The sequence below is a fragment of the Candidatus Uabimicrobium helgolandensis genome (assembly GCF_041508025.1).
In the GTDB taxonomy this organism is placed as follows: Bacteria; Planctomycetota; Uabimicrobiia; order Uabimicrobiales; family Uabimicrobiaceae; genus Uabimicrobium; species Uabimicrobium helgolandensis.
Genome location: NZ_CP165719.1, coordinates 848,837 through 875,526, shown reverse-complemented (window position 1 = coordinate 875,526; position 26,690 = coordinate 848,837). Strand labels below are relative to the sequence as shown.

Sequence of the window (26,690 nt, the reverse complement as noted above, 5' to 3'; positions counted from 1 at the left end):
CTCATTCAAATAAAAAGACGTGACCGTAACCTTGACACCGCGACCGTAATCGTTGTCGATTAACATGAACAAGAAGCAAATAGATTAGAGAATCATTTTCGAAAGCATGAAAACAATACGAAACACTAACTCCTTACCTTGTCGCCAATCTTGTTGAAGGCCAAAAAGGGGTATATGGGAAAAAATAATACGATAAGCAGGTCACAGTTTAATTTTTTTTTGTCACAGGTACTTGCCACCGTGACAATTATTATTGAAAAACTTCACAAGAAACAGCACTTCGATTAATAATCGTGACAAGTCTCAATTCACAGCTTTTTTTTTGTGAGTTTTTCCCTTGTAATATCTTACAAGTACACGTATTATTTTTGTAGTTACAAAACAACTATCACTAAATTTTACGGAGCGAAAAAATGACTATTACTAATTTCCAAATACAACAGCAGTTTTTCTTTCAATTTACCTTTTTTGGGTGAAAGTGGTCAATGTATGTTGTGTTTGAAAATCAGTAATACTTGGCCCCTTATGGGGCCTTTTTTTATGGACATATAACTAGGGCGTGTCATCATTCAATACAGATAAAAATATAACAGATTCATTTAATGATACGCCAGTAGTATTGAGCCCGAGCCCGTTTGCGAGCCCGCGCCCGAAAACTTTTTGAGAGCGACAGAAAGTGATTTATTGGTTCAATACTAGTTTTTTGCGATGGAAAAAGAAACTTTGCTTCTTTGATAAATTGTTAGTGAAAGTTTCGGAAACGGGCTCGCAAACGGGCTCGGGCTCAAAAAAACACACAATATTTTGAATGATGACACGCCCTAAACTTTGGGAGGTTAACTCAGTGGTAGAGTATGAGACTGAAAATCTCGGTGCGGTGGTTCAATTCCACCACTTCCCACCAAATAGGGATATAGCTCAATTGGCAGAGCATCAAGTTTTGATCTTGACGGTTTCAGGTTCGAGTCCTGATATCCTTGTAGCTCGTTTTACAATAACTAAACTTTGGGAGGTTAACTCAGTGGTAGAGTATGAGACTGAAAATCTCGATGCGGTGGTTCAATTCCACCACTTCCCACCAAATAGGGATATAGCTCAATTGGCAGAGCATCAAGTTTTGATCTTGACGGTTTCAGGTTCGAGTCCTGATATCCTTGTAGCTCGTTTTACAATAACTAAACTTTGGGAGGTTAACTCAGTGGTAGAGTATGAGACTGAAAATCTCGGTGCGGTGGTTCAATTCCACCACTTCCCACCAAATAGGGATATAGCTCAATTGGCAGAGCATCAAGTTTTGATCTTGACGGTTTCAGGTTCGAGTCCTGATATCCTTGTAACCTATTTATTTTGTTAGAGGCCAGAGTATTATGGAAAATATAAAATGTAACCTAACATCTCGCGAATTAGAATTTCTTTCTAGTTTGTGCTGCAAATTGAATGCAAATGAATACAATTTACTAGTACATAGAACAAAAAATAGCAACGAAAGTTTAGCAGAGAGCGCTCGTAAGATAGGAATAAAAGAAGACTATGCACGCAAATTAGCGCACCGCTTACGCAAAAAGATTATTCATACTTTGGGAATTGATAAGAGATAGAAATTTTAACTTGTTATAAATTAAGTCGGCGTGTTAACTTTCTCATTTTTATCGGCGATATAGATGTGCAACTACTCGCCAAATTTCTGCAAGATATAGCTCTAGTTTTATCCTAATAATTTTTTCACCATAAACAATATCAACAACAGTTGCTCTTTTTAATGCAGAGCTTATATTATTGCGAATAGTGTAATTTTTTTCCATTAGCTTTTTAAGGCCAACATTGTCATGTAGTGGCAAATCCATAATATAGAGTATGAGCTTATGATAGCCATCAGCGCGAGCCCTTTCTAAACCAATTTTTTTTGCTTTCGATGTGTTTACTGTCTGTGGTACAAAACTTTCACCTGTGACAACTAACGTTTTGTTTGCCCACTGCGGAATATATATCGTTTTACGTAATCGCTGGTGGCCCTTTTGCGAAGGAATCATTCCTTTGCCCTTAGCAATGATACTTTGAGATCTTACATGTAAATGTAAGTTTTTAAAGTCTTTAGGCAACCACAACTCTCCCTTGTAAGATGTTGTACAAATGTGTGATAAAACTTCTTCAATATCGCGTACTTTTACTTCAATAGCAACTTCGACTACCCCCAAATTTTGGTGTTGCAGACGCGTTTGTGTTTCTGTTTTGCGAATAAATAAAGTAAATTCATTTTGTACACTGTGATTTTCGGCAATAAAATCGCTTACTTTCAAATCATTTGAAATCCGCATATTTTTAATGATATCACTGAGATGTTTGTATGCATTTATTTTCGCACAGTGAATAGCAAACTCTCTTGCTTTTTGGCTTGCTGGTGATGCTTCTTGGATGTAACTACCAATCGGAATTGTACCTGTTGCATAGAAAATCTTTTGCGAATATTGACGAAGATTCGCGCTATTATAATTTTTGATATCATTTTCTTTTGTTAATTTTTCTAGACAGTCAATAATACTTTTTAAAGTGATAGCAATTGTTATTTTGTAAGCTTTTTGGCGTGCATCAACATAAACCCCTATTTGCTCAATTTTTTTTTCGTATATAATTCGAAAATCCTTTTGTAATCTATACTGATAAAGAAATGTTTTAATGCTATTATGGGAAGACAAAGGTAGATTTACTATTTGTAAATCTAATTTGTCGATTGCATCTCTACGCGCTATTTTTTCTGCAATAGTGACAGACGTATCATTTGTTTGCGATAATAAAAATAGCATAGAAAATAACATTAAAAATACGTAAATCTTCAAGAACTTCCCCCCTCTGATGGGTGTTACTTTATCTCTTTATAGATTTTTATAGGTTTCACGGTCCTGTATTAATTATGTGCGTAGTTTTTTATTTGTCCATATGAAAAATATAATTGCTATTATTATATAACCAATTGTAACTAATGTATAGTACGTAGACATTATTTTTACATTAGCAACACGCGAATTTGCAATTAAATTAGAAACTAAAGATGTTGCCCCATGAAGAATTGTAAATAACACATAAGTATAAATAGCTGCGGTGCCAGATGTTTTTACTTGTAAGGAAAGAAAAAAAGCACAGCTAAAAATAGCAAGTAAATTGGCAATCGACATTGATATATACAGCCACTTCCCCGCAGTATACTTTGGAAAAAAAGCAACAAGTATAATCGTAAACAAAATAGTAATGATGATAAATGGCGCACTATAGTACAAAATAGCCCGGCTTTTACCATTAATAATTTCGCGACTAGACAGAGATGTTAACAACAAAAAATCAAAACTACCGCGTTTTGTTTCTCGCACAAATGATCGCGTACAACCTGAGAAAAAAGTAAAAATAGCGCAAGGAATCGCAATAATAAGACCAGTTACTGTAACAGATAATAAATTAAATGGAACAGGACGTGCGTACAAATACATAAATAAATAATGAGCAACATAAGTACAAATTGGTATTACCAAAAGAGTAACAACAAATTTAAAACAAAATGAACGATATCCTCCATAAATTTTATAGTAGTCGCGCCAAAATATTGGATTATCATTAATTTTGTGAGTATTTTTATTCTTTGTCATTGTGACTTCGCCAAATGTTAAAGCGTGATTGTTCAGTAACTTAGTTGCAAAATATAAAGATAACAGTGTAACAATAACTCCAATACTAAGGTTACCCAAAGTCAGAAACCATGATATTTCGGTGAGAATTTTTTCTGCAACTAAAAAAGGTGAAAAAGCCTGACAAACCATACTTGCAAGAGACGAAAGTGATATAATATTAGGAATAATAGCTATAAACATAGACAGTGCTAGCCATAATAGAGTAGCTAAAAATGCCAACACTTGTGTTTGAGAAGAGAAATGAAATGAAGCAACTAAGAGACCCAAAGCGGCTACAACAGAAATAAAGCTAAGTTGCACAACAACAAGCTGTATAACTTGCGCAGCAGAAATACCACCAAAAGAATAGCAAATAAACAAAACAGGAACGATCCCCAGATAATATGAAAAAAATGTTACTAGTAAAGCATAAAATTTTTCATAGATAATTTGGTGATAACTTATATTCGAAAGGTTAAGAAGAGCCAACGTTTGCTGCTGCTGTTCTTTTAGAATACTGTCTGTAGCAATGGTTGGAATACTTACTAAAAAACAAACAAAGCTAAACAGAGAAAATTGGTTCAATATATTATTTGATAATTTATGATAATGCTCAGTAGAAAATCCATAAAAGATGAAGAGCAAAGAAATAACAACGACAAAAAAAGTTCTTTTAAAATAAAAATAACGATCATGACTAAAAAAGCGTAAATCTTTTCTTAAAATAATCATAAGATACCTTCTCAACAGCTTGTTGTATTTGTATTCGCTGTAAGCAGAAGTGCAGACCTAACAGACATTAAAACTTCTCCAAGTAAATTTAAACCTTGCCAATTCTCTGGATCCAAAATCGCATCTAAATGTTTCCCAAAAAATAAAATCTATCTGTTTCTCGCATATACATTCTTTCATCTGGCAAAAGCTACCGATAAATTTAGGATTGGATCTTATTTTCTTTAATCAGCAAAGTCAATTCGCAGACGTAAATTGCGAACAATATAGTCAAAAAAAGCCTTGGCGATCGCAAAATGAAGAATTGCAAAAATACAATTCACAGTAAAACCAGTAGCACCTTTCCACAACATACCACTTTGTCCTGATGTAAAAATAAACCCACTTAATATATGCCAAAGTAGAACATAAAGAACAAAATAATTGCTTGCACGGCGATATTTCTTATAGTAAAAAGAGCAAAACAAACCACAACAAAACAAATTAGTAACATAGGCTGTAAACCAAAACGCAAAAGAAAGAAGTACCAATAGATCTTTCATATCCCCTGATTTCTTATTCATGATAAGAAAAAATCCAAAACTTACCGCAGATAGAATAAAGAAAAGAGCCGAATGTCGAATAGCTGCTTGGGCTTTACCAACAACAATTTCTTTATTCGATAATTTTGTCATTAAAAGTATACGCCAACTTTTATGCTCCATTGCTTTTGCAAATGTAGCTGTTGAGTTGTTAATAAGTGACAATGCAAACAGTAGTAAACATATCGCTGATAATGATACGAGTACTTCCGATGAGTGATTGTGCCTTTCTACTACAACGTTAAATGCAACAAACCCTCCAATAACAAGAGTAAAAATAGTTTGAAATGCACCTCTTCCTCTGTACATCATGTAATAATCACGCCACGCAACTGGATTACCAGTAATCTCTTTACCTACAACCTTGCCTTTAACTTTTTTCCTTGGGATCATTGTTACCTTATCAACAACTTTGTTTACTTTCGCGCCAAGACCTACTTTATTGCGGGCTAAATACATATAAGGTAGGATATATATAGAGAGAAAAAGTAGCAACATAGAGAACAAGCATTGCCACAAAAAATTTTCGATACAGTAGTTAAAACTAAATCCCTGTAATACGTAGTATAGAGAATAGCCACAAGACATCGAAATAGGAGCAAATAGAGTCACAATGCAGTAAATAATCACGAAAAAACTCGCCATAGATTCGCACTGTTTACTTGTAAAACAGACAGAACAAAAAATACCAATAGATGTCGTAATAAGAAGTAAACTAAAAAGGCTAAGTAAAATAAAAAGTACTTGAGTTGCAGAAACACCACCCAAGCTCACACAAAATAAAAAAATAGGTAAGGGAGCAATAGCATTAAGGCAAGTAATAAACAATTGTTGTATAAATTTTCCAAAGACGACATAGCGGTAGGATAATCGTGTAATCACCAAAAGTTCCAAAGTTTTGTTTTCTATTTCTTGGCTTATCCCTCTAGCCGCTGTCCCTGATGCTGTAAGCACAAGTAGTGCACCAGTTGTCCAAGAAACAAAACTTAGCAGATAATATCCTATTGCTGTATTTGAACCTGTATTTTGGCTATTAAGCGCAAATAAGAGGAAAAGAATAAAGATACTACCTACAAAAAAAACTCTATGTAAATAGAACTTTTTTTCAAAAGTAATTCTTCTTAGATCACGTTGAAAAATCACAAATATTGCAGGCACTAAGAAATCCCTCCTTTGGTAAGACTCATAAAAACATCTTCGAGATTTGCCAATAGCTTTTTGGCTTCTTCTATATGTAGATCATTTTTAATTAAATGAGATATGATTTCGCTGCTTTTTAGTTCTTCGCTATGATATTCAACAACAGTTACTTTCTCCTCTTTAATTGTCGTTTTTAGATCGCTTTTCCAGCTTGCGATTGTATCTACAATAACTTGAGCATCTTCGCTAGAAGTGATTTGTAAACGACTAAGATCTCCTTCTACCGTAGTTGCGGCATCAGCAACAGTTCCATTATAAACTTTTCTCCCATTTTCAATGATAACAACAAAATCACATAGATTTTTTAGCTCCGCTAAAATATGAGAAGAGATAAAAACCGTTTTTCCCATACGTCTAAGTTCGCGCAAAAGCTCCATGAGCTCCATTCGAGCACGCGGGTCTAAACCAGAAGCTGGTTCATCTAACAAAAGTAGTTTGGGATCATGTACAAGTGCTCGCCCCAAGGAAAGTCGTTGTTGCATCCCGCGAGAGAGCTCGTTTATTAGTGAGTGTTTTTTCGCAGTTAGATCAAGTAACTGTAATATATCTTCAACTAAATTCTTTCTACGATGTGCTCCTATATGATACGCTGCTGCAAAAAAATTGAGATACTCATACACTTCCATATCATCGTAAAGACCAAAGTAATCAGGCATAAATCCTAATTGATGACGAATTTTTTCTGCAGAGTCCCGAGTATCAAGACCAAAAACTTTTACAGTACCTGCATCGGGTTTTAAAAGAGTACACAACATACGTAAGGTTGTTGTTTTTCCTGCTCCATTTGGACCAATAAATCCAGTGATTGATCCTTCAGGCACTTGAAAACTAAGGTTATTGACCGCTATTTTACTACCAAACGCTTTTCGTAAATTCTTGACTTCAATTGCCATTGGCTTTTCATTATCAGACATTTTTCACCTCAATCTACAGGTACAACGTACCGTAATACACTAGTTTCCTTACGAATAGGATTTTCGCCTACAACTTGCACATAATTTTTCAGATCACAGAATAAAATAATTATTTGGGCGTGGGCCAAATTTCGAGTTGCATCAAGAAGTTTCTCTACATCTTTAACAGTTGTTTGTTCCCAAGAATAATTGTTGTGTGAGGAGGAATAACTCAAAAGCAGTTTTTTTTCTTTACCAGGGAAACGATAGTCAAGTGAATCTAAATACCAAGTTTCTCCAAGGACAATTATTCTATTTAATTTCTTCTTTGCAATAAGATATCCATCTGTTATTTCGATATTTTTTGGAACACTAATCGTTATTTTTTTATCTTTTTTTATACGAATACTTTGCTTTTGGATAGGGATATTACTATTCCACGTACTTAAATAGTTTTTTGAAGAATAAATAGGAATACGAGTAAATAAGCTACTAGTGTCAAAAAATTCATTATCTAAAGCAACATCGCTGTTAAGCGGTAAAAGTAAGCCATTTTGAGTTGTATTTGTCATTGTATAATTACTATTACGTGTAGAATATATACCAAAAACTGTTTTACCGAAAATCTGTCCGTCATCATACATATCAATGTAATTCAAACAATTCATTTTCATTGGGCCTGATTTAAGAATATAACCTTTTAAATATGCAAGAAAGGAGAAAATAATAATAGAAGCAATATAAATCCACCAAGTCAACATGCGATTTTTGAATTTTTTTGTCAACCAGTAATCTATAGGTCCAATAAAAGCAAGATAAGCAATTAACAATAAAATCATCCATGTAAACTTCACTTCACCACTTAAACTCTCGCTCATAGATTTTTGTAAAGAAGAAGTATAATACTCTTTGTACACAGAGTGACTATATCGTAAAGTTTTATTAACAAAATTGTGATTTGTATACATATTTTTGAAAAAGGGATGTTCTTTATCTTGGCGAAAACAGATAATGCGCCCTAGGTTAAAATTAGTAGTTGCAAACGAAGTTTTTTTGGTTGGAAAACCGACTTTGCAAAAAGAAATTTTTCGCGAAACAACAGTTTCTAGTCCTAAGGTAGATGCAAATATGAGACTGCCTCCGCGAGCAAGCCACAGTCGTAAAACTTCAGTTTGTTCTTCGTCTATAACAAAATTCTGTGGGTTATCAACAAACATAACAGACACATGATTTAGCGCTAAAAGAATTTTTGGAAAAGCTTGGATAGGTGTGCTAGCAATATTATAATATTTTTCTTTGTAATTTTTATTTTTTTTAATACCTTTTTGCCAGTTAATCCAAATAGGCTTATCATTCGGCCTTACTTTAAAATCTTTTTTTTTCTTAAACGTTTTATTTTCTGTTTTGAGAGAAACGGAGATGCTAGCGTGCGAATTACTTAAAAGTACATAGTACTTTACAATTTTATTTGAATTACCTGGTAGGATAACTTCTTGAGTATAAAAACGTCCATTCGAAGTGGGTAAATAGTCGACCTGGGTTATTACTAGTTTACCTTTGATGAGTCCCTTTCCCTTATTATTTAAAACAACCAATACAGGTTCTAAACTCGCATCATGAGGTAATGTATTGCCATAGCCACTAAATATATCAATTTCGAGATCTTGGGCATGAACAAAACAGAGCGCAAAAAAGATACAGAGACTTAAAAATATTTTCATTAAAATTCTCCAGTCTGTTTGTAGTTGATGTACTAAGTTGTTCTTAGGACGAAGTCTTTATATACGACAGTTCATTGCAGTTGAAAAAACTACAACAAACTGTCTCTATCATTATTTGACTTCGCATTGTTCGGTGGGTTTAGTCAAATTTTGTTGGGTAATTAGTTCTTGAATTTCTAAGGCTTTCTCATACAATTCTTCTTTTATATAGTACTGCAGCAGTTTTTCTAGCTTATCCATATTTGGTCACCTTATTGAATAATGGAACCTAGTTTTTTGAGTTTATCTTCTCTTTCTTGAACTTGTAGCATCTCAACAAATTCATCAATGTTACCTTGCAAAATACTTTCCAAATTGTAAATACTATGATTTATACGATGATCGGTAACTCGGTTCTGCGGAAAATTATATGTACGAATTCTTTCGTTGCGATCTCCAGAACCACTTTGATCTTTGCGAAGGGCATTTCTTTCTTTTTGTTGTTCTTCTACCATATGACTATACAAACGCGCGCGCAAAACTTTCATTGCTTTCATTCTATTTTTATGTTGCTCTGGTGTTTCTTGACACGAAACGACTATTCCACTTGGGATATGAGTAATACGAACTGCCGAACTAGTCTTGTTTACATTTTGCCCTCCAGGTCCAGAAGCGCGCATATAATCAATTCTTAGATCTGTGTCATTAATTTCAACTTCAACATCATCAACTTCAGGAAGAACCGCTATAGTACAAGCCGAGGTATGAATTCTTCCACCGCTTTCAGTACTTGGAATTCTTTGGACGCGGTGCCCACCACCTTCATATTTCATTTTTTTATATGCTTCTTTACCTTTTAGTGAAAAAGAAACTTCCTTTATACCACCTAACTCTGTAGATGTATTATCAAGAACTTCTAGTCGTAGGTATTGACGTTCCGCGTATTTCACATACAAAGCAAATAGTTCTTGGGCAAAAAGACATGCTTCATCACCACCTGTACCAGCACGAATTTCAACGATAACATTACGATTATCTTGTTCTTCATCAGTAATGAGATAATTTTCGATTTCTTTGCCAACTTTAATTTCTCGTTCTTCAAGTTCTTCAATTTCTTCTGTGACCATCGCACGCATATCAGAGTCTTTTTCTTCTGAAAGTATTTGCTTGGCTTCTTCTCGTTCTTTTTTTATTGTTTGAAGTTCTCGGTATTTATTAACAATTTTGGATAAAGCACCATGTTCTTTTAAATATTTAGTGTATAGTTGGCCATTCTTCATTATTTCTGGTTTTTGAATTAAGTCTTCTAGCTCACTAAATCGGGCTTCCATTTGTTGTAGTGTAGTTTGTTCCATTGGTGGATCCTTCTTTCTAAATATTATTAGTGCGTCAACATTTACCTTTCTTATAGTGGCTCTTTTAGAGATTTCCATCCTTACTTTTCTTTTGCAAAGCACAGCTTCAAAGCACCTTGCCATTCCTAAAATAACTAGCACTATGCGGAATCTAAATGCCAATACGCCCTAAGGGAATACCCTCGCCTAGTAATTATATATGAATACTGTTATTTTTTGCAAGTAGATGTTGGTTATTTCGCAATTTATTTCGCAACGGTAAGAAAAGCAGGAGTGTAAAGGTGATTTGCTAACGAAGTATGAAATGGAGTATATTGTTCTCTAGTGTATGTTTTTTTTGGTGATATACGTGATGGCATCCATCATCTACATTTAATATCTCTGCTCTGGGAATAAGCTTCATCAGTTCCAAGTATTCTATTTGAGAGATAAGAGAATTTTGATCACCACCAATAACTAAAGTTTCAGAGTTTATATTTTTTAATAAACTCCGACTATCATGATCTTTAAAAACTTGTAATAGTAAAATAAGTTTTTGGGGATTAGGAGGAGTTTTAAAGAATGTATATTTAATCGGCGATTTTTTATTACTAAACAACATAGACATACTTTTATGTAAAGATTGCCAACGATCTTGTTGAGCGCAAAGAATCCAGTGGTCAAAAATTTCTTTTGTTTTTTTGCACAGTTTAGCAGTTGTCGATACCAAAACAAGTTTCTTAAATAGTTGTGGATTTTGAATAGCAACATGTTGAGCAATAAAAGCACCCTCTTCTATCGCAATAACAGCATAAGGAGCCAATTGTTCTAAACGTTTGTTATACTGATCAACAATAAATTGCATATCGCAATTCTGCGGTAGATTGTTGAACGTAACTATGTTTACAGTAAAGTACTTTGCATAATAAGAAAAATATGATGGAGAAAGTAGTTTCCAAATAGTAGGATATAAAAGGGTTGATATTCCCGGAATAATTACCAGATTTTTTTTGTGATTATCGGAGCGTGAAATGGAAACGCTAGTACTTTTCATAACAAAATTCCAAGAAATGTGTTCAATAATTAATATGTTTGCTGTGTCATTTTAGTCACATGTTGCAAACTTTCGCACAATTTTATAACAGTTTCCTAGATTAAATGATATATCACCACAAAGCAACAAAAAATTATGGTAAAGAGGTGGCAGTCGTTTAGGGCACATCGACATTTATCTTCCTTATAATTTGGTTATTTTAGAGGTTAACTCCGTTACTTTCAATTGCAAAGCATTGCTTTGCGCTTTCAAAGTACTTCTCTCTGCTCCTAAAATAGCTTACATTATAGTAAAAGCCTAAATGTCAACACGTCCTAAGCCACAGCGTATGAGATAACTGTAAGCAAAAAGGTAAAAATGTATGAGTAGTATATGGAATATTAGATATCATTTAGCGATCTTCACCCTTTCGCTATTTTCTGTTTATGTTTTTTGGCAAATACAAAAAATAGATTTACTTAGTAGCGGAGCAGTAATTGAATTAGTAAGCGATCTACAAAGAACAAATAACATGCTCAATGAAGAAATGTTAGAAACGCGCTATTTTAGACGTGACAACTATAATCATTTGACAAAGATTGCTTCTGATATATCTGAGCTACCAAATAGAATGAAAAGAAGTAATATTCAGAGATTTTTACAAAGTAAAATTACTTTTCAACAAAATTTTATTCAGCTAGAAAACATTATTCAAAGCAAAGTGCAATCAATAGAAAATTTTAAGAGTGCTCATGCTGGTTTATACCACTCGCTCGAAACATTTCCTGAAAAAGTGCACAAACAATTACAAAAAAATACCTCACCAGATAAAAGCAATGAGCTATATTTTTTGCTTTTACAATCTTTTGTTCACGGTTTTACAAATAGTGAAAGCACAAAAGCTCATATAGAGAAAATCACTGCTTACATAAATCAAAATCAAAATCAAAATCAGTCAATTGCAATAATTCTAAAGAAATTAAACCAGCAAAGACTAGAACTCGACAAAATGATTGCAAAGATTTTACAAATACCTATAACCAAGAACATAGACTACTTTTTTGAACTGTATAAAAAATATCATAAAGAACAGCTAAATTTATTTTCTTACTACAAACGAGTACTTACCATAATTGTTATTCTTCTTCTTATAACTTTGTCACTTTTGCTATATAATTGGCTCGCAAAAACACGTGTAGTAGAACCTCTAAATAAAATTTCTCTTGATTTATACCATGCAGTGGCAAATTTAAGCGACGCATCTAACAAAATCAAAAAAACAAGTGAATGGTTAACAAACAATGGTAAACAACAAAACTCAGCCATACAAAACACTAATATTTTACTTCACGAAATGACACAAACCGCGCAAACACACTGGTTAGAGTGTAATAAAGCAAAAGAAATTACAGAAACGACAAATGCTGCTATTCGCGACAGTGTTAATCACTCACACAAGATGATTTTGGCGATTAAAGAAATGGAAGCGGCGAGTTATGAAGCTTCAACCATCTTGCAAAATATCCAAGAAATTGCAAAACAAAGTAAAATAGTCGGCCTAAATGCAACAATAGAAGCAGCAAAATCAGACAATGAAGTATTTGGTCTAGTTGCTCAAGAAGTTAGTAGTCTAGCAATTCGTAGTGCAGAAGCTCTTGAAGAAACGAGCAGCCAGATCTTAAACTCACAAGAAAGAAGCCGTCAAGGAACAAATTTAACCGAAAATATTTTGCTATACCTAAGTGACATGAATTTTAAAATTCAAAACCTCGAACAAAAAATAGATAAAATGGATGACTATTTCAAAAAACAAAAGAATAGTTTTGAAATGTTTGGTAATACCGTAGGACTCATTGCAACTTCCATGAAAAAGAACGAAGAATTCTCGGAAGAAAATGCACAATTAGCAGAAAACCTACACCACTTATCGCGCAAACTAAAAGACAACGTCACAAAAATGCTTACTCTAAACAAAGAACTAGCAGCAAATAAGTAGGGCGTGTCATCATTCAAAATATTGTGTTTTTTCGAGCCCGTTTCCGAAACTTTCACTAACAATTTATCAAAGAAGCAAAGTTTCTTTTTCCATCGCAAAAAACTAGTATTGAACCAATAAATCACTTTCTGTCGCTCTCAAAAAGTTTTCGGGCGCGGGCTCGCAAACGGGCTCGGGCTCAATACTACTGGCGTATCATTAAATCAATCCGTTATATTTTTATCTGTATTGAATGATGACACGCCCTAGTTAAATTATTTTCCTATTTAACCACTGAAAACACATAGGAAACTAAAAGAGCTAATAATATTGAACAATTTGTAATAAAACGATAAAGATTATAGAGACATTCTTACGGGTTCGTAAAAAAACAAGCAAAGCGTTTGTTTTAGGTTATATTGATTACCACGGACACCACAAAGAGCGTCTCTACACCTTTATAAGGTGTTTCCTACATCTTTACCAACAACAACTAATCATAACTTTCATATTCTAATTCAACGTATTTCAAATTTAAAAATTCTTTCTTTAATTCTTCTATTTGTTTCTCACAAATTTTACTACCAACAACCGAAATTTGAAATAAATGTTCAATCTCTTTTAATTCCATCAAATCAAAAAAAGACATACCATTTTTATTCAAAGAAAGATAACGCAACTGCAAACAATTCCGCAAAAATTTCAAACCAGCACCTGAAATACCGACGTTATCAAGGTAGAGCTCGCGCAAATTAGTAAATTGGCCTAACGTTTTTAACGACTTATCGGTTATCCTAGTAGAACTAAGACAAAGTTCTTCAAGTTTCACAAAAGAAGAAAGTAGCTCAACACCTTTATCAGTGATATTCGAATCCGCAAAATCTAAAACAGTCAACTCAGGAAACGTTTTTAAATGAGAAATCACACTTATTAATTTCTCATCGTTAAAAATTTCATCTTGCTTTCGGTGAAGTAAATCTTCTTCAACAGAACGCCTCTTATCCCCCACCTCACACACAATATCTTCATATGCCAAATCACTAAAAGCTTCTTGCCAACTATCTTGAGTGTATTCCCATAAAGAAACTATCCCTAACAATTCAACTGGAGAACTCGCATGAAAAATCCGCTTATCTTTGCATGCGATATAGTGCAGAATACACGGAGAGAACTCCTCTTCTGTTATAGTATAACCTTTTTTATGCAAAACCCTGAGGGCCGGAGTGTGAGTATTCCCTGCCGCCGCTAAACTTGTCTTTATTGCTCCTGGACGGAAACTAACGCCCTTAATTTTTCCTTCAAAACAAAAATGAACAATTCCACCAAGTTCTTCAATCGGTTTAGCTAACCGCTGTTCATGTTTCCATTTTTTCTGCATATCTACTTTATTCAAAATAATAACCTATATATTTTCGATGTAAAAATTATACAAAAAAATTACCAATAATTTTTTATCAATAATTTTTTTATCCGTATAGTTATATGATTAGCTTTGTAAGATCTATTAGCAATACAAATTAGGGCGTGTCATCATCAATACAGATAAAAATATAACGGATTCATTTAATGATACGCCAGTAGTATTGAGCCCGCGCCCGAAAACTTTTTGAGAGCGACAGAAAGTGATTTATTGGTTCAATACTAGTTTTTTGCGATGGAAAAAGAAACTTTGCTTCTTTGATAAATTGTTAGTGAAAGTTTTGGAAACGGGCTCGGGCTCGAAAAAACACACAATATTTTGAATGATGACACGCCCTAATATTATTATTTTCTATTTCGCAGAGATTCATCTCAATTAGAAACTCCTCGTAGCATATTGATAGAAATTACACATGCTTAAAGCCTGCCATCATTCAATTTTTTTTTCGATCCCGAGCCCGATTTTAAAACTTTTGATCAGGGCGCGTCATTAATTAGATATTAATAACTATCGCAATCATAGCCACAGTTATAATGTTTTAATTGATGACAGTCCCCAAATAAAGAAGCATTTGTTACAACTAGAAAGTTTCGAAAACGGCCTCGATTCTCGCAGTATAAGATAACGATTTTAACGACATTTGTTATTCTCTAAATGATGACACGCTCTAATCAAAATATATATCGACAACTACTAAAACTCTAGCTATGTGAGGATCGATACGTGAAACGAATTCCTGTTCATATTATAACAGGTTTTTTAGGTAGTGGAAAAACAACCTTCCTAAATCACTTTATTAGAGAAAGATTACCAGAACGCATTTTTGTTATAGAAAATGAATGTGGCACAATTAATGTTGATGGAGCATTAATTGTAGACAGTGTCGAAAAAGTTGTAGAACTAACTGCAGGATGCCTTTGCTGCTCATTAGCCGACGATCTGTTTAGCATATTAAAAGAAGTTAGCAAAAGAATTGATGAGTATGATCGAATGGTAATAGAAACAACAGGAATAGCTGACCCAAGCTCAATAATTCAGGCCTTTCTTGATAATACAACTGTAGAAAAATTTTTTAAATTGGAGCAAGTTATTTGTCTTGTTGATGCTCAACAAATAGAAAGTTGGCTAAAGGAGACAGAAGAGGCACTAAGGCAGATTGCACTTACAGATGTGTTATTAATAAATAAAATAGATACTATCTCTCCAAGTGATCTCAAAAGAGTAAAATATATGTTGGAAGGAGTGAATCCGCACGCTGTAATATATAGCGGAAAACAAGGAATATTCCCTATTGATGATATTCTTAAAACAGGTACAACAAAGCCAATTTCAGTAGAAAAAATTACTCATACACATAAGAATTTTTCTAAAGATACAAAAGGAGAAAGCAACAACCACAAAATCACAAGTTTCGCGATTTCTTTTCCACACCCTCTTGATTTAAATCACCTACAAATTGATCTTAACCGGATTGTACGCCTCTACAGAAATCAGGTTTATCGCGTTAAAGGATTTATTGCAATACCGAATTATCCCAATCGTGTGATCTTGCAATCTGCCAGAAGTATCTTTATAGTTACTGATGGTACACCTTGGGAATCATTGGATCATAGAGAAGGTAAACTAGTATTTATTGGACGAGGATTAAAACGCGAAACATTCAAAAAAATGTTTAACAGACACATCTATAACCTTTAGACTTCAACCACAGTTGTTTGGATATGCTGAATCCCAACAATGTTAAGGCGATGATCGTGAATACATATTGGTGCTATTGTAATATTTTACAAAATTAGTTATAATCCGCGCGAAATTATCGACTAGGAATACTAAGCTACAAATCTAATTTGTGAGGTAATAATTGTGACTAGGGAACAATTTGTATTTAATCTTCAACAGCAAAAATATCGCCAAGCGATCTTGTATTTTATTCATATAAAAAAATCGGAGGAATTACAAAGCGCAAGCGCTATCATAGCAGAGCTATTGTCAGAGAATGACAAGATAATGAATGATATTTTACGCCAAGAATTGAGTGATGTTGAATTACAAATTTTATGCGAGCGTTTTCAGGATAGTGTTTTTAATATACTCACTGAAATTTCGTCGACAACTGTTCAATTTAATGTCTTAAAAGATACGCATAATATATTGCAACGTTTGTATGAGGAGCGGCCACAATGTATTGAACGCGGACGAAGTGTCGCTATGTCCTTAGAGAAGCAAGCGGTTATACTTAGATCGCGAGGAGAATTGCAACAAGCATGTGACTATTTTTTAGCGGCACTTAACGTAGCTCAACACTTATACCAACAATATCCTGACTTAGATACCATTTCGCGCGATTTAGCTGTTAATTTTGAAAATTTAGCAGGCGTATTTTTTACCATGGGTGATATGCGCCGTGCTCGTCGTTATTATCGAAATGCTCTTGATATACGCCAAGAGTTATGGGAAAAAGATTCTCAAGCGCAGTACGCTAGAGACTTAGGAGTTGTGCTTTACAAACTTGCTGATCTCTATAATGAAGCTGGTCGCTTAGAGGATGCTCAAGAATGCTATTTGAATTCATTGTATTTGAGTCAAAATTTGCAGGTGCAATATCCAGACAATGTTGACTATGCGCGTGATATATCTGTTAATTACAATCGCCTGGGAGATTTTCAATTAAGTCAAGGTAAACTTGAGGACGCTCTTAATTTCTATAACGAAGCCCTTAAAATACGCGTAGAAAATCAGTCACCTACCGTTTTACGAGATACATGTGTTAATTACAGTAAAATAGCAGCCGTGTATCAAAAACAGGGAAAGTTAGAGCAAGCAAGTGAGCTATACAAAAAAAATTTAGAATACGCATTGAAAATAGAGCAAGAATTTCCTGACAACATAGAATACAAGCGCGACATATTTGTAACTTACAATAATTTAGGAGATCTAAGTATTAAAGCGACGGCTGTTTCACAAGCATTCGTTTATTATGAAAAAGCTTTGGAGTACGGAAAAAAATTAACGCAAATAGCTCCAGAAAATACATATTATAGTAGGGATTTATCTGTATGCTATTGTAATTTAGGTGACTCATACCAAGAAATAGGAGTTATAGATAGCGCGATTGCCTATTACGAAAAATGTCTAAATCTACGTAAAGATTTACATCAAAAAAATAGTGAAAGTGCACAGCATATTAAAGATATTATAACCGTTTATCACAAATTAGCTCTTCTACGAGAAAAACACCAAGAGCACTCTAAAGCAATAGAGTGTTATAAAGAACAACTTTATTGGAATAAAATATTACGCAAACTCTGCCCTCGAGATATAGAGGCAGCAACAAATGTTGCTCTGAATTACTATATTATTGGAAATTTGCATGAAATATGTAAAGAGTTTAGTGAATCATTAGAGTATTGCCATAGTTGTTATAAGGCCATAATTTATATGAAAGAGCATGATATACCATTAGACTCTTTTATGGAAGATTTATTGCAGAAACTTGCCAAATTACGTCAAGCAAATTGTGGTTAATTTGAAAAGCAATTTTGTTATTGAGTTATACACCAATGTTATTTGAAATCACTATGTTGAATATTGTTAAGAGCTATAGATTATAAAGTCTAAATGCAAAAATAATTGAATTTAAGCCTGTTTTTGATGATGAATAATGTATTTGATTATTTCCTTAGGGTTTGTTTCTTCAAATATATATTCCTTATCAGGAACATCAAAGTTATTCTCATAGAGCCGTAGTGAAAAATAGGGGGCAGCATTAAAATCTAACCTTTTTAGATTTAGCATTTCTTTTGGAATGGAAGTTAGTTGGTTTTCATCTAAATGAAGATCTATAAGTTTAGTTAGTTGTCCTATCTCTTTTGGTAATTGTATTAACTGATTATTACTTAAAGATAGTAGGTGTAAGGAGATCATCTTTCCTATTTCAGGTGGTAATTTATCAAGCTGATTTGTATGCAGATTTAACTCTTCTAACGAAGAGAAGTTACCTATTTCAGGTGGCAATTGGCGAAATTGGTTTACACTCAAAGACAATATTTTTAATGCAGAGAGTTTTCCTATTTCAGACGGTAACTTACTGAGTTGGTTTATGTCTAAGTAAAGCTTTTCTAATGAAAAAATGTTGCCTATTTCAGATGGTAACTGACGGAGTTGGTTTTGTGCCAAATCTAATGTTTTTAATGAAAAGAGGTTGCCTATTTCGGATGGTAACTTACTGAGTTGGTTTTGTGCCAAATCTAATGTTTTTAATGAAAAGAGTTTGCCTATTTCGGATGGTAACTTACTGAGTTGGTTTATGTTTAAGCAAAGCTTTTCTAATGAAGAGATGTTGCCTATTTCAGATGGTAACTCGCAGAGTTGGTTTTGGGCCAAGGATAATGTTTTTAATGAAGAGAGCTTTCCTATTTCGGATGGTAACTCGCAAAGTTGGTTTTGGGCCAAGGATAATGTTTTTAATGAAGAGAGTTTTCCTATTTCAATTGGTAGTTCACTAAGCTGATTGGATCCTAGCTGAAGCTCTTCTAATAAAGTGAGGTTGCCTATTTCAGGTGGTAATTGATTGAGTTGATTTCCGTTCAGAGATAATATTTTTAGTGAGAGAAGGTTACTGATTTCAGATGGCAATTGACTGAGCTCGTTTGTATCCAAGTAAAGTTCTTTTAATAAAGTGAGGTTACCTATCTCGGGTGGTAACTGACAGATTTGGTTTGAATCCAGACGCAAACTCTCCAATGAAGTAAGTTGTAATAGTTCAGGAGGAACACTCTTCATTTCGTTGTGAGATAGTACTAAGTTTGAGACATTTTGTAGTTGGGATATATCACTGGGGATTTCTTTCAAATCTAAAGTGAATTTTCCAGAAAACCCACAGTTATAGAATTTACAATCTTTAATATTAACAAATATGACATTGGTTCTAAAAGAGCAGTTATCAAAGATTGAATTTTGGGTGTTAAACATTGCCCATTTTAAGTAAAAAGAGCAACCTGCGTAAATTGTATTACTATTTACTGTTTGCAACACTTTGCCTTTTATCTTTTCCAATATTTTCCTTTCAATAACTACAATTTATTTCTAGGCTTCAATATCAAACCAGTAAATTTATCTCTAACTTTTTGTAAATATTTTATAAAAATGTATGATTTATCTTGTTTAGCGCTCTTTATACACGATATCAACTGCAAGACCGGCAGCTAGAAGTAAAATAGCTTGCGCTTCATTAATATCTCCGTTGAGCGTGATAATGTAGTTGTCAGCAGAAGTAAATAGTTCTTTTCCAATACCTGTCCATTTTTTAGTAACGCTACCTAGCTCCTCGTCTCCAAACAAAAATTTAAAGTTCCAGCCTTTCCAGTCGCCTTTAATCAGAGCTATTTCTTCTCCCATATCATCAAAAACACGAAATGCTCCTCCTAATGAAAATACTTTGCTCTTGAATGACCCCAAGATTTGACCATCGCGTCCAACAACTTCTACTCGCGATCTAAATAACATTATTCCTTTTTTGATAGAGAACTGTAATTTGTCTGGTCTAGACTCTGTTCCCTCGTAAACGTTTACTGTGGTAGGCAGTAACTGTTTATTAATGAGAAAACGCAAAAAATGTAAACCGCCACTGATTTCTTCTTTTGCAACTCCTAATTGTTCCTGTGTTTCTGGATCAAGAATGTCATATACACCTGATAACTTAAACATTCCTATGTGTTCGCGAACAAAATATTGTTTTTTGTTTAGCATTGTGTTTTCCTTAAACTATGGATGTAAAATTGTTTGTAATCTTCTTTATCTAAAATAATTGTTTTCGCTGTTGGGTTAGTCATTTCCACTTTTATAATTTTGGTCGTTTGATAGAATATTCTAAATAATTTAAATTAAGAAATAGCCCAGTTTTTTATGTTACTTAACCCCTTGTAGAGTGACATTTGCGGTTGCCAGTTATACAGTGTTTTTGCGTAGTCACTATTTACTACAAAATTGTGAAAAGCATTATGAGGAAAATGGAATTTATTTTTTTTTGCGTATACACGATAGTTAGGTAGCGATAAATTTAAACAAGCTATTTCTGGTAAGGATACTTTATTAATCTCCGCTATATTTTGTAGATATGTTTGCCAATTAAAAATTGGTCCTCCGGCATTAATTATATTGTTTTTGTGTTTTGAAAATAGACATTTTACAATTAAGTCGGCAAGGTCATATACATGGATATAATTATTTTTAACATCCAACATACCAGGTATTATTATTTTGTTGGCGTGAATTTGCTCAAAAAAATATTTTCCACGTGTTGGATTTGAATCGTTTTTTCCGTAAACTATCGCAGGCCTTATAATGGAATAAGTTAGATGTGTTTGTTGTAAGAAATTTTCTGTTTGTATTTTATTGTAGGCGTATTTGTGATTTTCAGCATGAGATAGTTGCGCTTTTTCATTAACAAAGCAACTGTTTTTTTTCCCATAGACTGCTGAAGAGGAGATTAATATATAGTGACTGGTACTTACAATACTAGATGTTAATTCAATATCTTTAGCAGTAAATGCAGAAAAATCTATAATTGCATCAAAACTTTTTTTCTGAAAATGTTTGCGAAAATTCGCAATGTCCTTGCGGTTTAAAAAAATATTATTTATGTTGTTTTGTAAATTATTATTTTTGTTGCGATATATATTTGTAAGCTTGCATTTCGATTGTAATATCTTTGTTACTTCGTTACCAATAAAACCACTTCCACCTATGACTAGTACATTCATTTTTTCAACACGCGGCTATTATCTTTGCGTACTGTTAGACCGATTTTATCAAAATAGTCTAATAGTGGAATTGCAAATTTTCTCGAAGTTTGTATTTTGTCTCTGAATTCAGCCGAAATTAACTCTCCTTGTTCTGTGATCGTATCGCGAATAAATTTTTCTGCTTGAGCGATTGCAGACGTGTGAAAATAAATATCTTGGTTAATCGCAACAAGTATATCTTTTTCTAGTAAAAAATTGAGAATTTGTTCTTTATTTTTTAGATCGTTAGATTGCAGTATGTCTTTTTTTGATGGTGGTGAAAATAAGCTTTGCGTAAATTTTTCTTCTGTGTCGTTTAAAAATTTTTCTTCTGCTGGCTTTAGTTTTACTTGGTGATTTTTTAGGCGCACTTTACCTTTTTCTACTTTGGCTTGTGGAAGATGTTTAAGATAAAAATCAAGCTCTAAAGCGTTAGCTTTAGTTAAGTTACGCAAATCTAAAATGGAAATATAGAGTTTATATTTTAGATTTTTTAGGTAATGACGTATTGTGTCTTCTACCATTGCGCATTTTTGGTTTAAAATTTCGGCGTGGATGTATCGCGGAGGATTAGAACTTACTTGTACCAATATCTTTTCTTGATGAAGTTGGTCAATAATATTTTGGAATGTTCCACTATCTAGAAGACATTTCTTTTGGACATCGTCGATACGAGAAATTTGCGCTTCTTTGAAACGCATTTCAACTAGAGTGCGATCGTTCTGAATAGAAGAGCTTTTACTTTTTAGGCTGTCAATACTGGCGCGAAATTGCTTAATCTTTTTGTGCCCTGCATCAAGAATAACTCCGCCACCGATTGTTATCATTGGTGAAGATAGACGTATAATAAAAGGATCCCCAGGAGCCACAACGATTTCTTCTTCTAAACGTACCTGAATAAAGCCTGTTTCGCCAGGAGATAAATATTCTTTACCAAGAATAGAGACATGACCCATTGTTTCTGTAGTACCGCAATGAAAACGTATTGGAGTCATATGTTGTAAGTTGCGCTTGTGAATTTTTAAATATAGAAACTCACCTTCGACGAATGGTACTGATTTTAAATATCCTGGTATAGAAATAACATTTCCACGTTTTATTTGTTGATAGTTAACATCTTTTAGATTGAGCGCTGTACTATGTCCAGCTCGCGCGCTCTCAATATCTTGTCCATACGCATGGATTTTTTTTATTTTCGCAGAAATCCCTTGAGGTAGTATTTCTACTTCATCACCTAACTTTATAGTTCCTGCTATTGGTATTCCAGTGGCAATTGTTCCATGTCCGTGACTAGTAAAAACTCTTTGTATTGGCATGCGAAAGATACCATCTAGAGATCTTGGCTTTAGATCTTGTATTTCACGAAATAACGTTTCGCAAAAAGGTTCCCAACCTTCTCCTGTCATTGACGAAACTTTACATAAAGATGCATTTTCTAAAAACGATCCTTCGAGGAACTCGCGTATATCTTCTTCGACAAGCATTAGTAATTCTTCGTCGACTAAATCAATTTTTGAGATTACGATTAATCCTTTTTTAATACCAAGTAGTTTCATTATTTCTAAATGTTCTTCTGTTTGAGGCATAACACCATCATCAGCTGCTATTACAAGAACTACATAATCTATACCTGTGGCCCCTGCTACCATGTTTTTGATAAATTTTTCGTGCCCAGGAACATCAACAAGACCTACTTTTTTTTGATTTGGTAAAGTTAACGGAGCAAAGCCTAAGTCGATTGTTAGCCCACGCTCTTTTTCTTCTTTTAGTCTATCGGGATTAATACCAGTTAATTTTTTAACAATACTCGATTTTCCGTGATCTATGTGCCCAGCTGTACCAATAATAACATTAAAAATATCCATGTATTTATTCCACTACTAACTTTCCACCTAAATGGTTATTATTACGAATAAGTATAATAGATATCACTTCTCCATAGTCAGTATATTTTAAAAAAGCGATGATATCAGCTATACTACGAATACGAAATTGGCCTAAACTGACAATCGTATCACCTGGCAACACGCTGATTCTGTTTGCAGGACCGTTACGACGTATTTTTTTCACAATAATTCTATTACCACTCTTTTTAGCGTCAAGACCTAAACGCTTCCACAGAATATTATTGGAAACAAGTTGTTTTCGTTGAGAAATTGTTAAATAGGTTGTTCTTACTTGTCCGTTTTTTTGAAAACGAGCACGAACTTGTTCTCCAATATTTTTCACATACACTATTTTATTGAAGTCAAATATTGAGCGTATTTTCTTACCATCTAAACTAATAATGCGACTATTCGCTTCGATTCCTGCTTTTGCAGCTGGCGAACCGGGGATTACTGACTTAACATAAGTGTACCATTTTTTTTGAGTATTTTGTCCCAGCTTTAAACCAAGCGTCTGTTGTTTCAGTTTTTCGTAGTCGAGTAGTTTACTTATTACTTTTCTAACTCTATCAGAAGGTATTGCAAAACCAAGTCCTTGCCCTTGAGCATAAATAGCAGTGTTGATTCCAATTAGTTCTCCATGAACATTTACTAACGCTCCACCCGAGTTACCAGGATTAATCGCCGCATCAGTTTGAACAAAGTCATTGAAATCAACTTTGCCTTGAAGAGCTAAAGGTCTATTTTTAGCACTTACAACACCTGTAGTTACACTACTTTCTAATCCAAAAGGGTTTCCTAATGCAATTGCCGTTTCTCCGATCATGACATCTTTGGAGTCTGCCCACGAAATGAATTTTGAAACTTGAGGCGGATCTATTTTTAGTAAAGCAAGATCGTTTTTTGCATCAGCAGCAATTAAGGTCGCTATGAAATTTTGTTTATTGCTGAGCGCAACAGTTATCTGAGAAGCACGTTGTATTACATGAGCGTTAGTAACTATAAATCCACTTTCATCTACAAGAACACCTGATCCTAAACTTTTTGTTTTTTGGACACGTGGCTCAAAGCGGCCAAAAAATTCTTCAAAGACATCGTCAAAAGGTGATGTACGGCGAACAATTCTTTCCGTACTTATATTGACAATACAAGGACTCACCTGCTCTGCAACATCAACAATTGCAGTTCTTCGTGATATTTGCGCATAAAAAGTACTGCTGTATACCAAGAAACAAAAAAATAAAATTTTTTCTTTATGAAACATAAAAAAATCTCTCTAACTATAAATTTTTGTGTAAAAATTTATTATAATGTTATAATTTAAATAGTTCAAAGGTAATATCCAGAGTGATTAACTAAAAACTTACTAGTTGGATAATTATTTTTGTTAGGCTTTAGAGTGTATTCACATCCATCTTCTTTATAATTCAAAAAAATTCTGATTTGGTTATAAAACAATCGTGCATTTTCAAAGTATCTTGCAATATTTTAGATATTAAAACTGAATGTGAAACACTGCCTAATACTAGTTTTTAAATTTTGAATCTTGATTATAATCTACAAAATGTTTTGATCATTGCTTGTTCAACCTCCTCTGCAAAACATATTAAAGGTTCAAACAAATTTTAAATAGAGTGCTTTAACATACTCTAGCTGGGGCGTACAATTTAAAATTGTTATTAACAATCTCTAAATAAATTTATCTTTGTAGTTTAGATATTCTACAAACAATGATACACGGATTCATTTTAAACAGAACTTTCTTAGATATTACTCCGAGATATTTGATTACTTGATTATTTACTGTTTTAGTGCATATAGTATCGGTTGTATAATACAATCGACAACAAAATAAAATGATCAGTGTAAGTTGGTTATGTAGATGGTAGGGAACTGGAAGGGAATATGATGAAAAAAGGTTTTACTTTAATTGAATTACTAGTAGTTATTGCGATTATTGGAATTTTGTCAGCAATACTTATTCCAAACTTAGCAATAGTAAAAGAAAGAGCTATGCGCAGCAGCTGTATAAATAATTTATTACAAATGGGAAGATTATATAAAGTTTTCCAAATAGACTTAGGCAAACAAGTTCTCTACCCAGAGTTCGACGGAAGCGAGTTTGTTGTTTCTCTGTATAAACAAGGACTTATTGTTGAATCGAATCTTTTTTTGTGTCCTTCTACACCAGATGAGAACAGTGGAGAACTTATTGATGAATTAGTTGTTGGAGATGAAGATAACGCTTGTAGTTATGCTGGGCGTAAAAATACAAATCAAAACATATATCCTGGCTTTTTCACTCTTTCAAATAATATAGTTCCAACTCCAATGGTTGCAGATGATATAAATCAACCGGATGAAAGCATTACTAATAAACACAACCATGGTAATAGTACTAACTTTTTAATGTTAGACCTTCATGCTGAAACGCAAAACAATTTTATAGACGAAATAGCTTTTAATCTTGTGTTTGATCCTCTTACAAATTAGCAATATTTTTTATCATTGTTACAGAATTGCCTTTTTCATTGTAGATTAATTCATCAGCGATACGGCTAACACTGTGAATACCTAAACCACCAGGTCGCATTCCCATGGATTTTCGATACTGTAATACATCCATGGGATTTTTTTTCTGAGGACCAATTACCGCATGAGGTAATAATTCCATGTTGAAACCGGTTCCTTGGTCTTTTATCATAAACATAATAAGAGTTTGTGTTTTGATAAAGCAAATATTCACACATGAGTCTTTACAATACTTATTTCCGTGTTCTATTCCGTTTTGAATTAGTTCTCTTACAGCGTACATCATCATTTGTTTGTATTTAAATTCTGGCATTAGATGTACGATGAAGCTACAATAAGCATTGATATAGTTTGAGTTAGAAGGAATTTCTATTTCTAACCATCTCTCGAAACCTGAAAGAATACTCCACTTAAAATTGTCGAAATCTAAACCGTCTTTCAAGTAACCAGATAAACTATCTACAAATATGGGTTTGCGGACAAATGCGAACACATCTCTTTTGATAAGTTCTACAACAAAACTTTCTTCATTGCACTCTGACATAGCAATAATCGGATTATTGTACACTTCTTTTATCGTATCAATCTGCGATAAATTGTCTTGACCGACATCGATAATAATGTATCGCGGTTGAAATTGTTGTACTAGTTCTATTATTTTGTCATAGTTATCGGTACAGGTAACTTCATACTTTTCTGCAAGTTGCGTTTGTAATAAGTTATGAAGAGTTTTGTCCTTATCCACAACTAGGATAAGAGGAGAAGGCATATTAGCGTCCTTTTTCATCTAAGGGGATGTAAACAAATAATTTATATGTTTTACTTAAGCGCGTCGACATTCATCTTTCTTGTAATTTTAGAGATTGGTTTCATTACTTTTTAATCACTACTCTAAAACAAGTCATTATATAAAACCTAAATGCCAACATACTCTAATTCTTTTATTCATTAGCGTTAGCTTACAAA

Annotated in this window: 20 protein-coding genes and 6 tRNA genes; 11 read left to right on the top strand and 15 right to left on the bottom strand. The window is 33.6% G+C overall.

Annotated elements, in window-relative coordinates:
* Positions 1 to 830 precede the first annotated feature (830 nt).
* From UABHE_RS03250 to UABHE_RS03220, 7 genes are all read left to right on the top strand, one after another.
* Positions 831 to 904, top strand: a tRNA-Phe gene (locus tag UABHE_RS03250).
* Between the two features lie 3 nt (positions 905 to 907).
* A tRNA-Gln gene (locus UABHE_RS03245) sits at positions 908 to 980 on the top strand.
* A gap of 27 nt (positions 981 to 1,007) precedes the next feature.
* Positions 1,008 to 1,081: transfer RNA gene (locus tag UABHE_RS03240), tRNA-Phe, on the top strand.
* 3 nt (positions 1,082 to 1,084) lie between these two features.
* Positions 1,085 to 1,157 (top strand) — tRNA-Gln (locus UABHE_RS03235).
* A gap of 27 nt (positions 1,158 to 1,184) precedes the next feature.
* Positions 1,185 to 1,258 (top strand) — tRNA-Phe (locus tag UABHE_RS03230).
* Positions 1,259 to 1,261: 3 nt separating this feature from the next.
* Positions 1,262 to 1,334 (top strand) — tRNA-Gln (locus tag UABHE_RS03225).
* Positions 1,335 to 1,367: 33 nt separating this feature from the next.
* Positions 1,368 to 1,598, top strand: a complete 231-nt coding sequence (locus UABHE_RS03220; RefSeq protein WP_372368789.1) for a hypothetical protein — start codon at positions 1,368 to 1,370, stop codon at positions 1,596 to 1,598.
* Positions 1,599 to 1,646: 48 nt separating this feature from the next.
* On the opposite strand, the gene UABHE_RS03215 is transcribed toward UABHE_RS03220, so the two are convergent.
* The 8 genes from UABHE_RS03215 to UABHE_RS03180 all read right to left on the bottom strand — a co-directional run bounded on the left by UABHE_RS03215 (position 1,647) and on the right by UABHE_RS03180 (position 11,150).
* Positions 1,647 to 2,834: a hypothetical protein gene (locus UABHE_RS03215; protein ID WP_372368788.1), complete on the bottom strand. Its 1,188-nt coding sequence runs from the start codon at positions 2,832 to 2,834 to the stop codon at positions 1,647 to 1,649.
* A gap of 72 nt (positions 2,835 to 2,906) precedes the next feature.
* A complete protein-coding gene (locus UABHE_RS03210; RefSeq protein ID WP_372368787.1) occupies positions 2,907 to 4,388 on the bottom strand; it encodes a hypothetical protein in 1,482 nt (493 codons plus the stop codon).
* A 224-nt stretch (positions 4,389 to 4,612) separates the two neighbouring features.
* Positions 4,613 to 6,127 carry an ABC transporter permease subunit gene (locus tag UABHE_RS03205; RefSeq protein WP_372368786.1) on the bottom strand — a complete coding sequence of 505 codons (1,515 nt, stop codon included), beginning with the start codon at positions 6,125 to 6,127 and terminating at the stop codon, positions 4,613 to 4,615.
* Positions 6,127 to 7,083 (bottom strand): ABC transporter ATP-binding protein, encoded by a 957-nt coding sequence (locus UABHE_RS03200; protein WP_372368785.1) that lies wholly within the window; start codon positions 7,081 to 7,083, stop codon positions 6,127 to 6,129. Before UABHE_RS03200 ends, UABHE_RS03205 begins: the two co-directional genes overlap by 1 nt.
* An 8-nt stretch (positions 7,084 to 7,091) precedes the next feature.
* The gene (locus tag UABHE_RS03195) at positions 7,092 to 8,783 is read right to left on the bottom strand and encodes a hypothetical protein (protein ID WP_372368784.1); all 1,692 of its coding nucleotides are present in this window, start codon (positions 8,781 to 8,783) and stop codon (positions 7,092 to 7,094) included.
* A 111-nt stretch (positions 8,784 to 8,894) separates the two neighbouring features.
* Positions 8,895 to 9,023 (bottom strand): hypothetical protein, encoded by a 129-nt coding sequence (locus UABHE_RS03190; protein ID WP_372368783.1) that lies wholly within the window; start codon positions 9,021 to 9,023, stop codon positions 8,895 to 8,897.
* Between the two features lie 11 nt (positions 9,024 to 9,034).
* A complete protein-coding gene (prfA, locus tag UABHE_RS03185) occupies positions 9,035 to 10,117 on the bottom strand; it encodes a peptide chain release factor 1 (RefSeq protein WP_372368782.1) in 1,083 nt (360 codons plus the stop codon).
* A 289-nt stretch (positions 10,118 to 10,406) separates the two neighbouring features.
* Entirely contained in the window at positions 10,407 to 11,150 is a 744-nt protein-coding gene (locus UABHE_RS03180) for an alpha/beta fold hydrolase (RefSeq protein WP_372368781.1), read from the bottom strand.
* Between the two features lie 361 nt (positions 11,151 to 11,511).
* Here UABHE_RS03180 and UABHE_RS03175 point away from each other — a divergent pair, with 361 nt between their 5' ends.
* Entirely contained in the window at positions 11,512 to 13,125 is a 1,614-nt protein-coding gene (locus tag UABHE_RS03175; protein WP_372368780.1) for a DAHL domain-containing protein, read from the top strand.
* Between the two features lie 472 nt (positions 13,126 to 13,597).
* On the opposite strand, the gene UABHE_RS03170 is transcribed toward UABHE_RS03175, so the two are convergent.
* Positions 13,598 to 14,497, bottom strand: coding sequence for a hypothetical protein (locus UABHE_RS03170; RefSeq protein WP_372368779.1), 900 nt, complete (start codon positions 14,495 to 14,497; stop codon positions 13,598 to 13,600).
* A gap of 750 nt (positions 14,498 to 15,247) precedes the next feature.
* Between UABHE_RS03170 and UABHE_RS03165 the strand changes: the two genes are divergently transcribed.
* Both UABHE_RS03165 and UABHE_RS03160 read left to right on the top strand, forming a co-directional pair.
* Positions 15,248 to 16,222 carry a GTP-binding protein gene (locus tag UABHE_RS03165; RefSeq protein WP_372368778.1) on the top strand — a complete coding sequence of 325 codons (975 nt, stop codon included), beginning with the start codon at positions 15,248 to 15,250 and terminating at the stop codon, positions 16,220 to 16,222.
* A 165-nt stretch (positions 16,223 to 16,387) separates the two neighbouring features.
* Positions 16,388 to 18,049, top strand: a complete 1,662-nt coding sequence (locus tag UABHE_RS03160) for a tetratricopeptide repeat protein (RefSeq protein ID WP_372368777.1) — start codon at positions 16,388 to 16,390, stop codon at positions 18,047 to 18,049.
* Positions 18,050 to 18,160: 111 nt separating this feature from the next.
* On the opposite strand, the gene UABHE_RS03155 is transcribed toward UABHE_RS03160, so the two are convergent.
* The 5 genes from UABHE_RS03155 to UABHE_RS03135 form a co-directional block, all read right to left on the bottom strand.
* Positions 18,161 to 19,579 (bottom strand): leucine-rich repeat domain-containing protein, encoded by a 1,419-nt coding sequence (locus UABHE_RS03155; RefSeq protein WP_372368776.1) that lies wholly within the window; start codon positions 19,577 to 19,579, stop codon positions 18,161 to 18,163.
* Between the two features lie 108 nt (positions 19,580 to 19,687).
* Complete coding sequence (locus UABHE_RS03150; protein ID WP_372368775.1) at positions 19,688 to 20,272, bottom strand: phospholipid scramblase-related protein; 585 nt, start codon at positions 20,270 to 20,272, stop codon at positions 19,688 to 19,690.
* Positions 20,273 to 20,406: 134 nt separating this feature from the next.
* Entirely contained in the window at positions 20,407 to 21,285 is an 879-nt protein-coding gene (locus UABHE_RS03145; RefSeq protein WP_372368774.1) for an NAD-dependent epimerase/dehydratase family protein, read from the bottom strand.
* Positions 21,282 to 23,171, bottom strand: a complete 1,890-nt coding sequence (gene selB / locus UABHE_RS03140; RefSeq protein WP_372368773.1) for a selenocysteine-specific translation elongation factor — start codon at positions 23,169 to 23,171, stop codon at positions 21,282 to 21,284. The genes UABHE_RS03145 and selB overlap by 4 nt, the downstream gene beginning before the upstream one ends.
* A 4-nt stretch (positions 23,172 to 23,175) precedes the next feature.
* Positions 23,176 to 24,456, bottom strand: coding sequence for a trypsin-like peptidase domain-containing protein (locus UABHE_RS03135; protein WP_372368772.1), 1,281 nt, complete (start codon positions 24,454 to 24,456; stop codon positions 23,176 to 23,178).
* 641 nt (positions 24,457 to 25,097) lie between these two features.
* On the opposite strand from UABHE_RS03135, the gene UABHE_RS03130 reads away from it, so the two are divergent.
* On the top strand, positions 25,098 to 25,685 hold the full coding sequence (locus UABHE_RS03130; RefSeq protein ID WP_372368771.1) for a type II secretion system protein: 588 nt from the start codon (positions 25,098 to 25,100) through the stop codon (positions 25,683 to 25,685).
* On the opposite strand, the gene UABHE_RS03125 is transcribed toward UABHE_RS03130, so the two are convergent.
* Positions 25,675 to 26,493, bottom strand: a complete 819-nt coding sequence (locus UABHE_RS03125) for an ATP-binding protein (protein ID WP_372368770.1) — start codon at positions 26,491 to 26,493, stop codon at positions 25,675 to 25,677. The two genes, UABHE_RS03130 and UABHE_RS03125, sit on opposite strands and share 11 nt — an antisense overlap.
* Between the last annotated feature and the right edge of the window lie 197 nt (positions 26,494 to 26,690).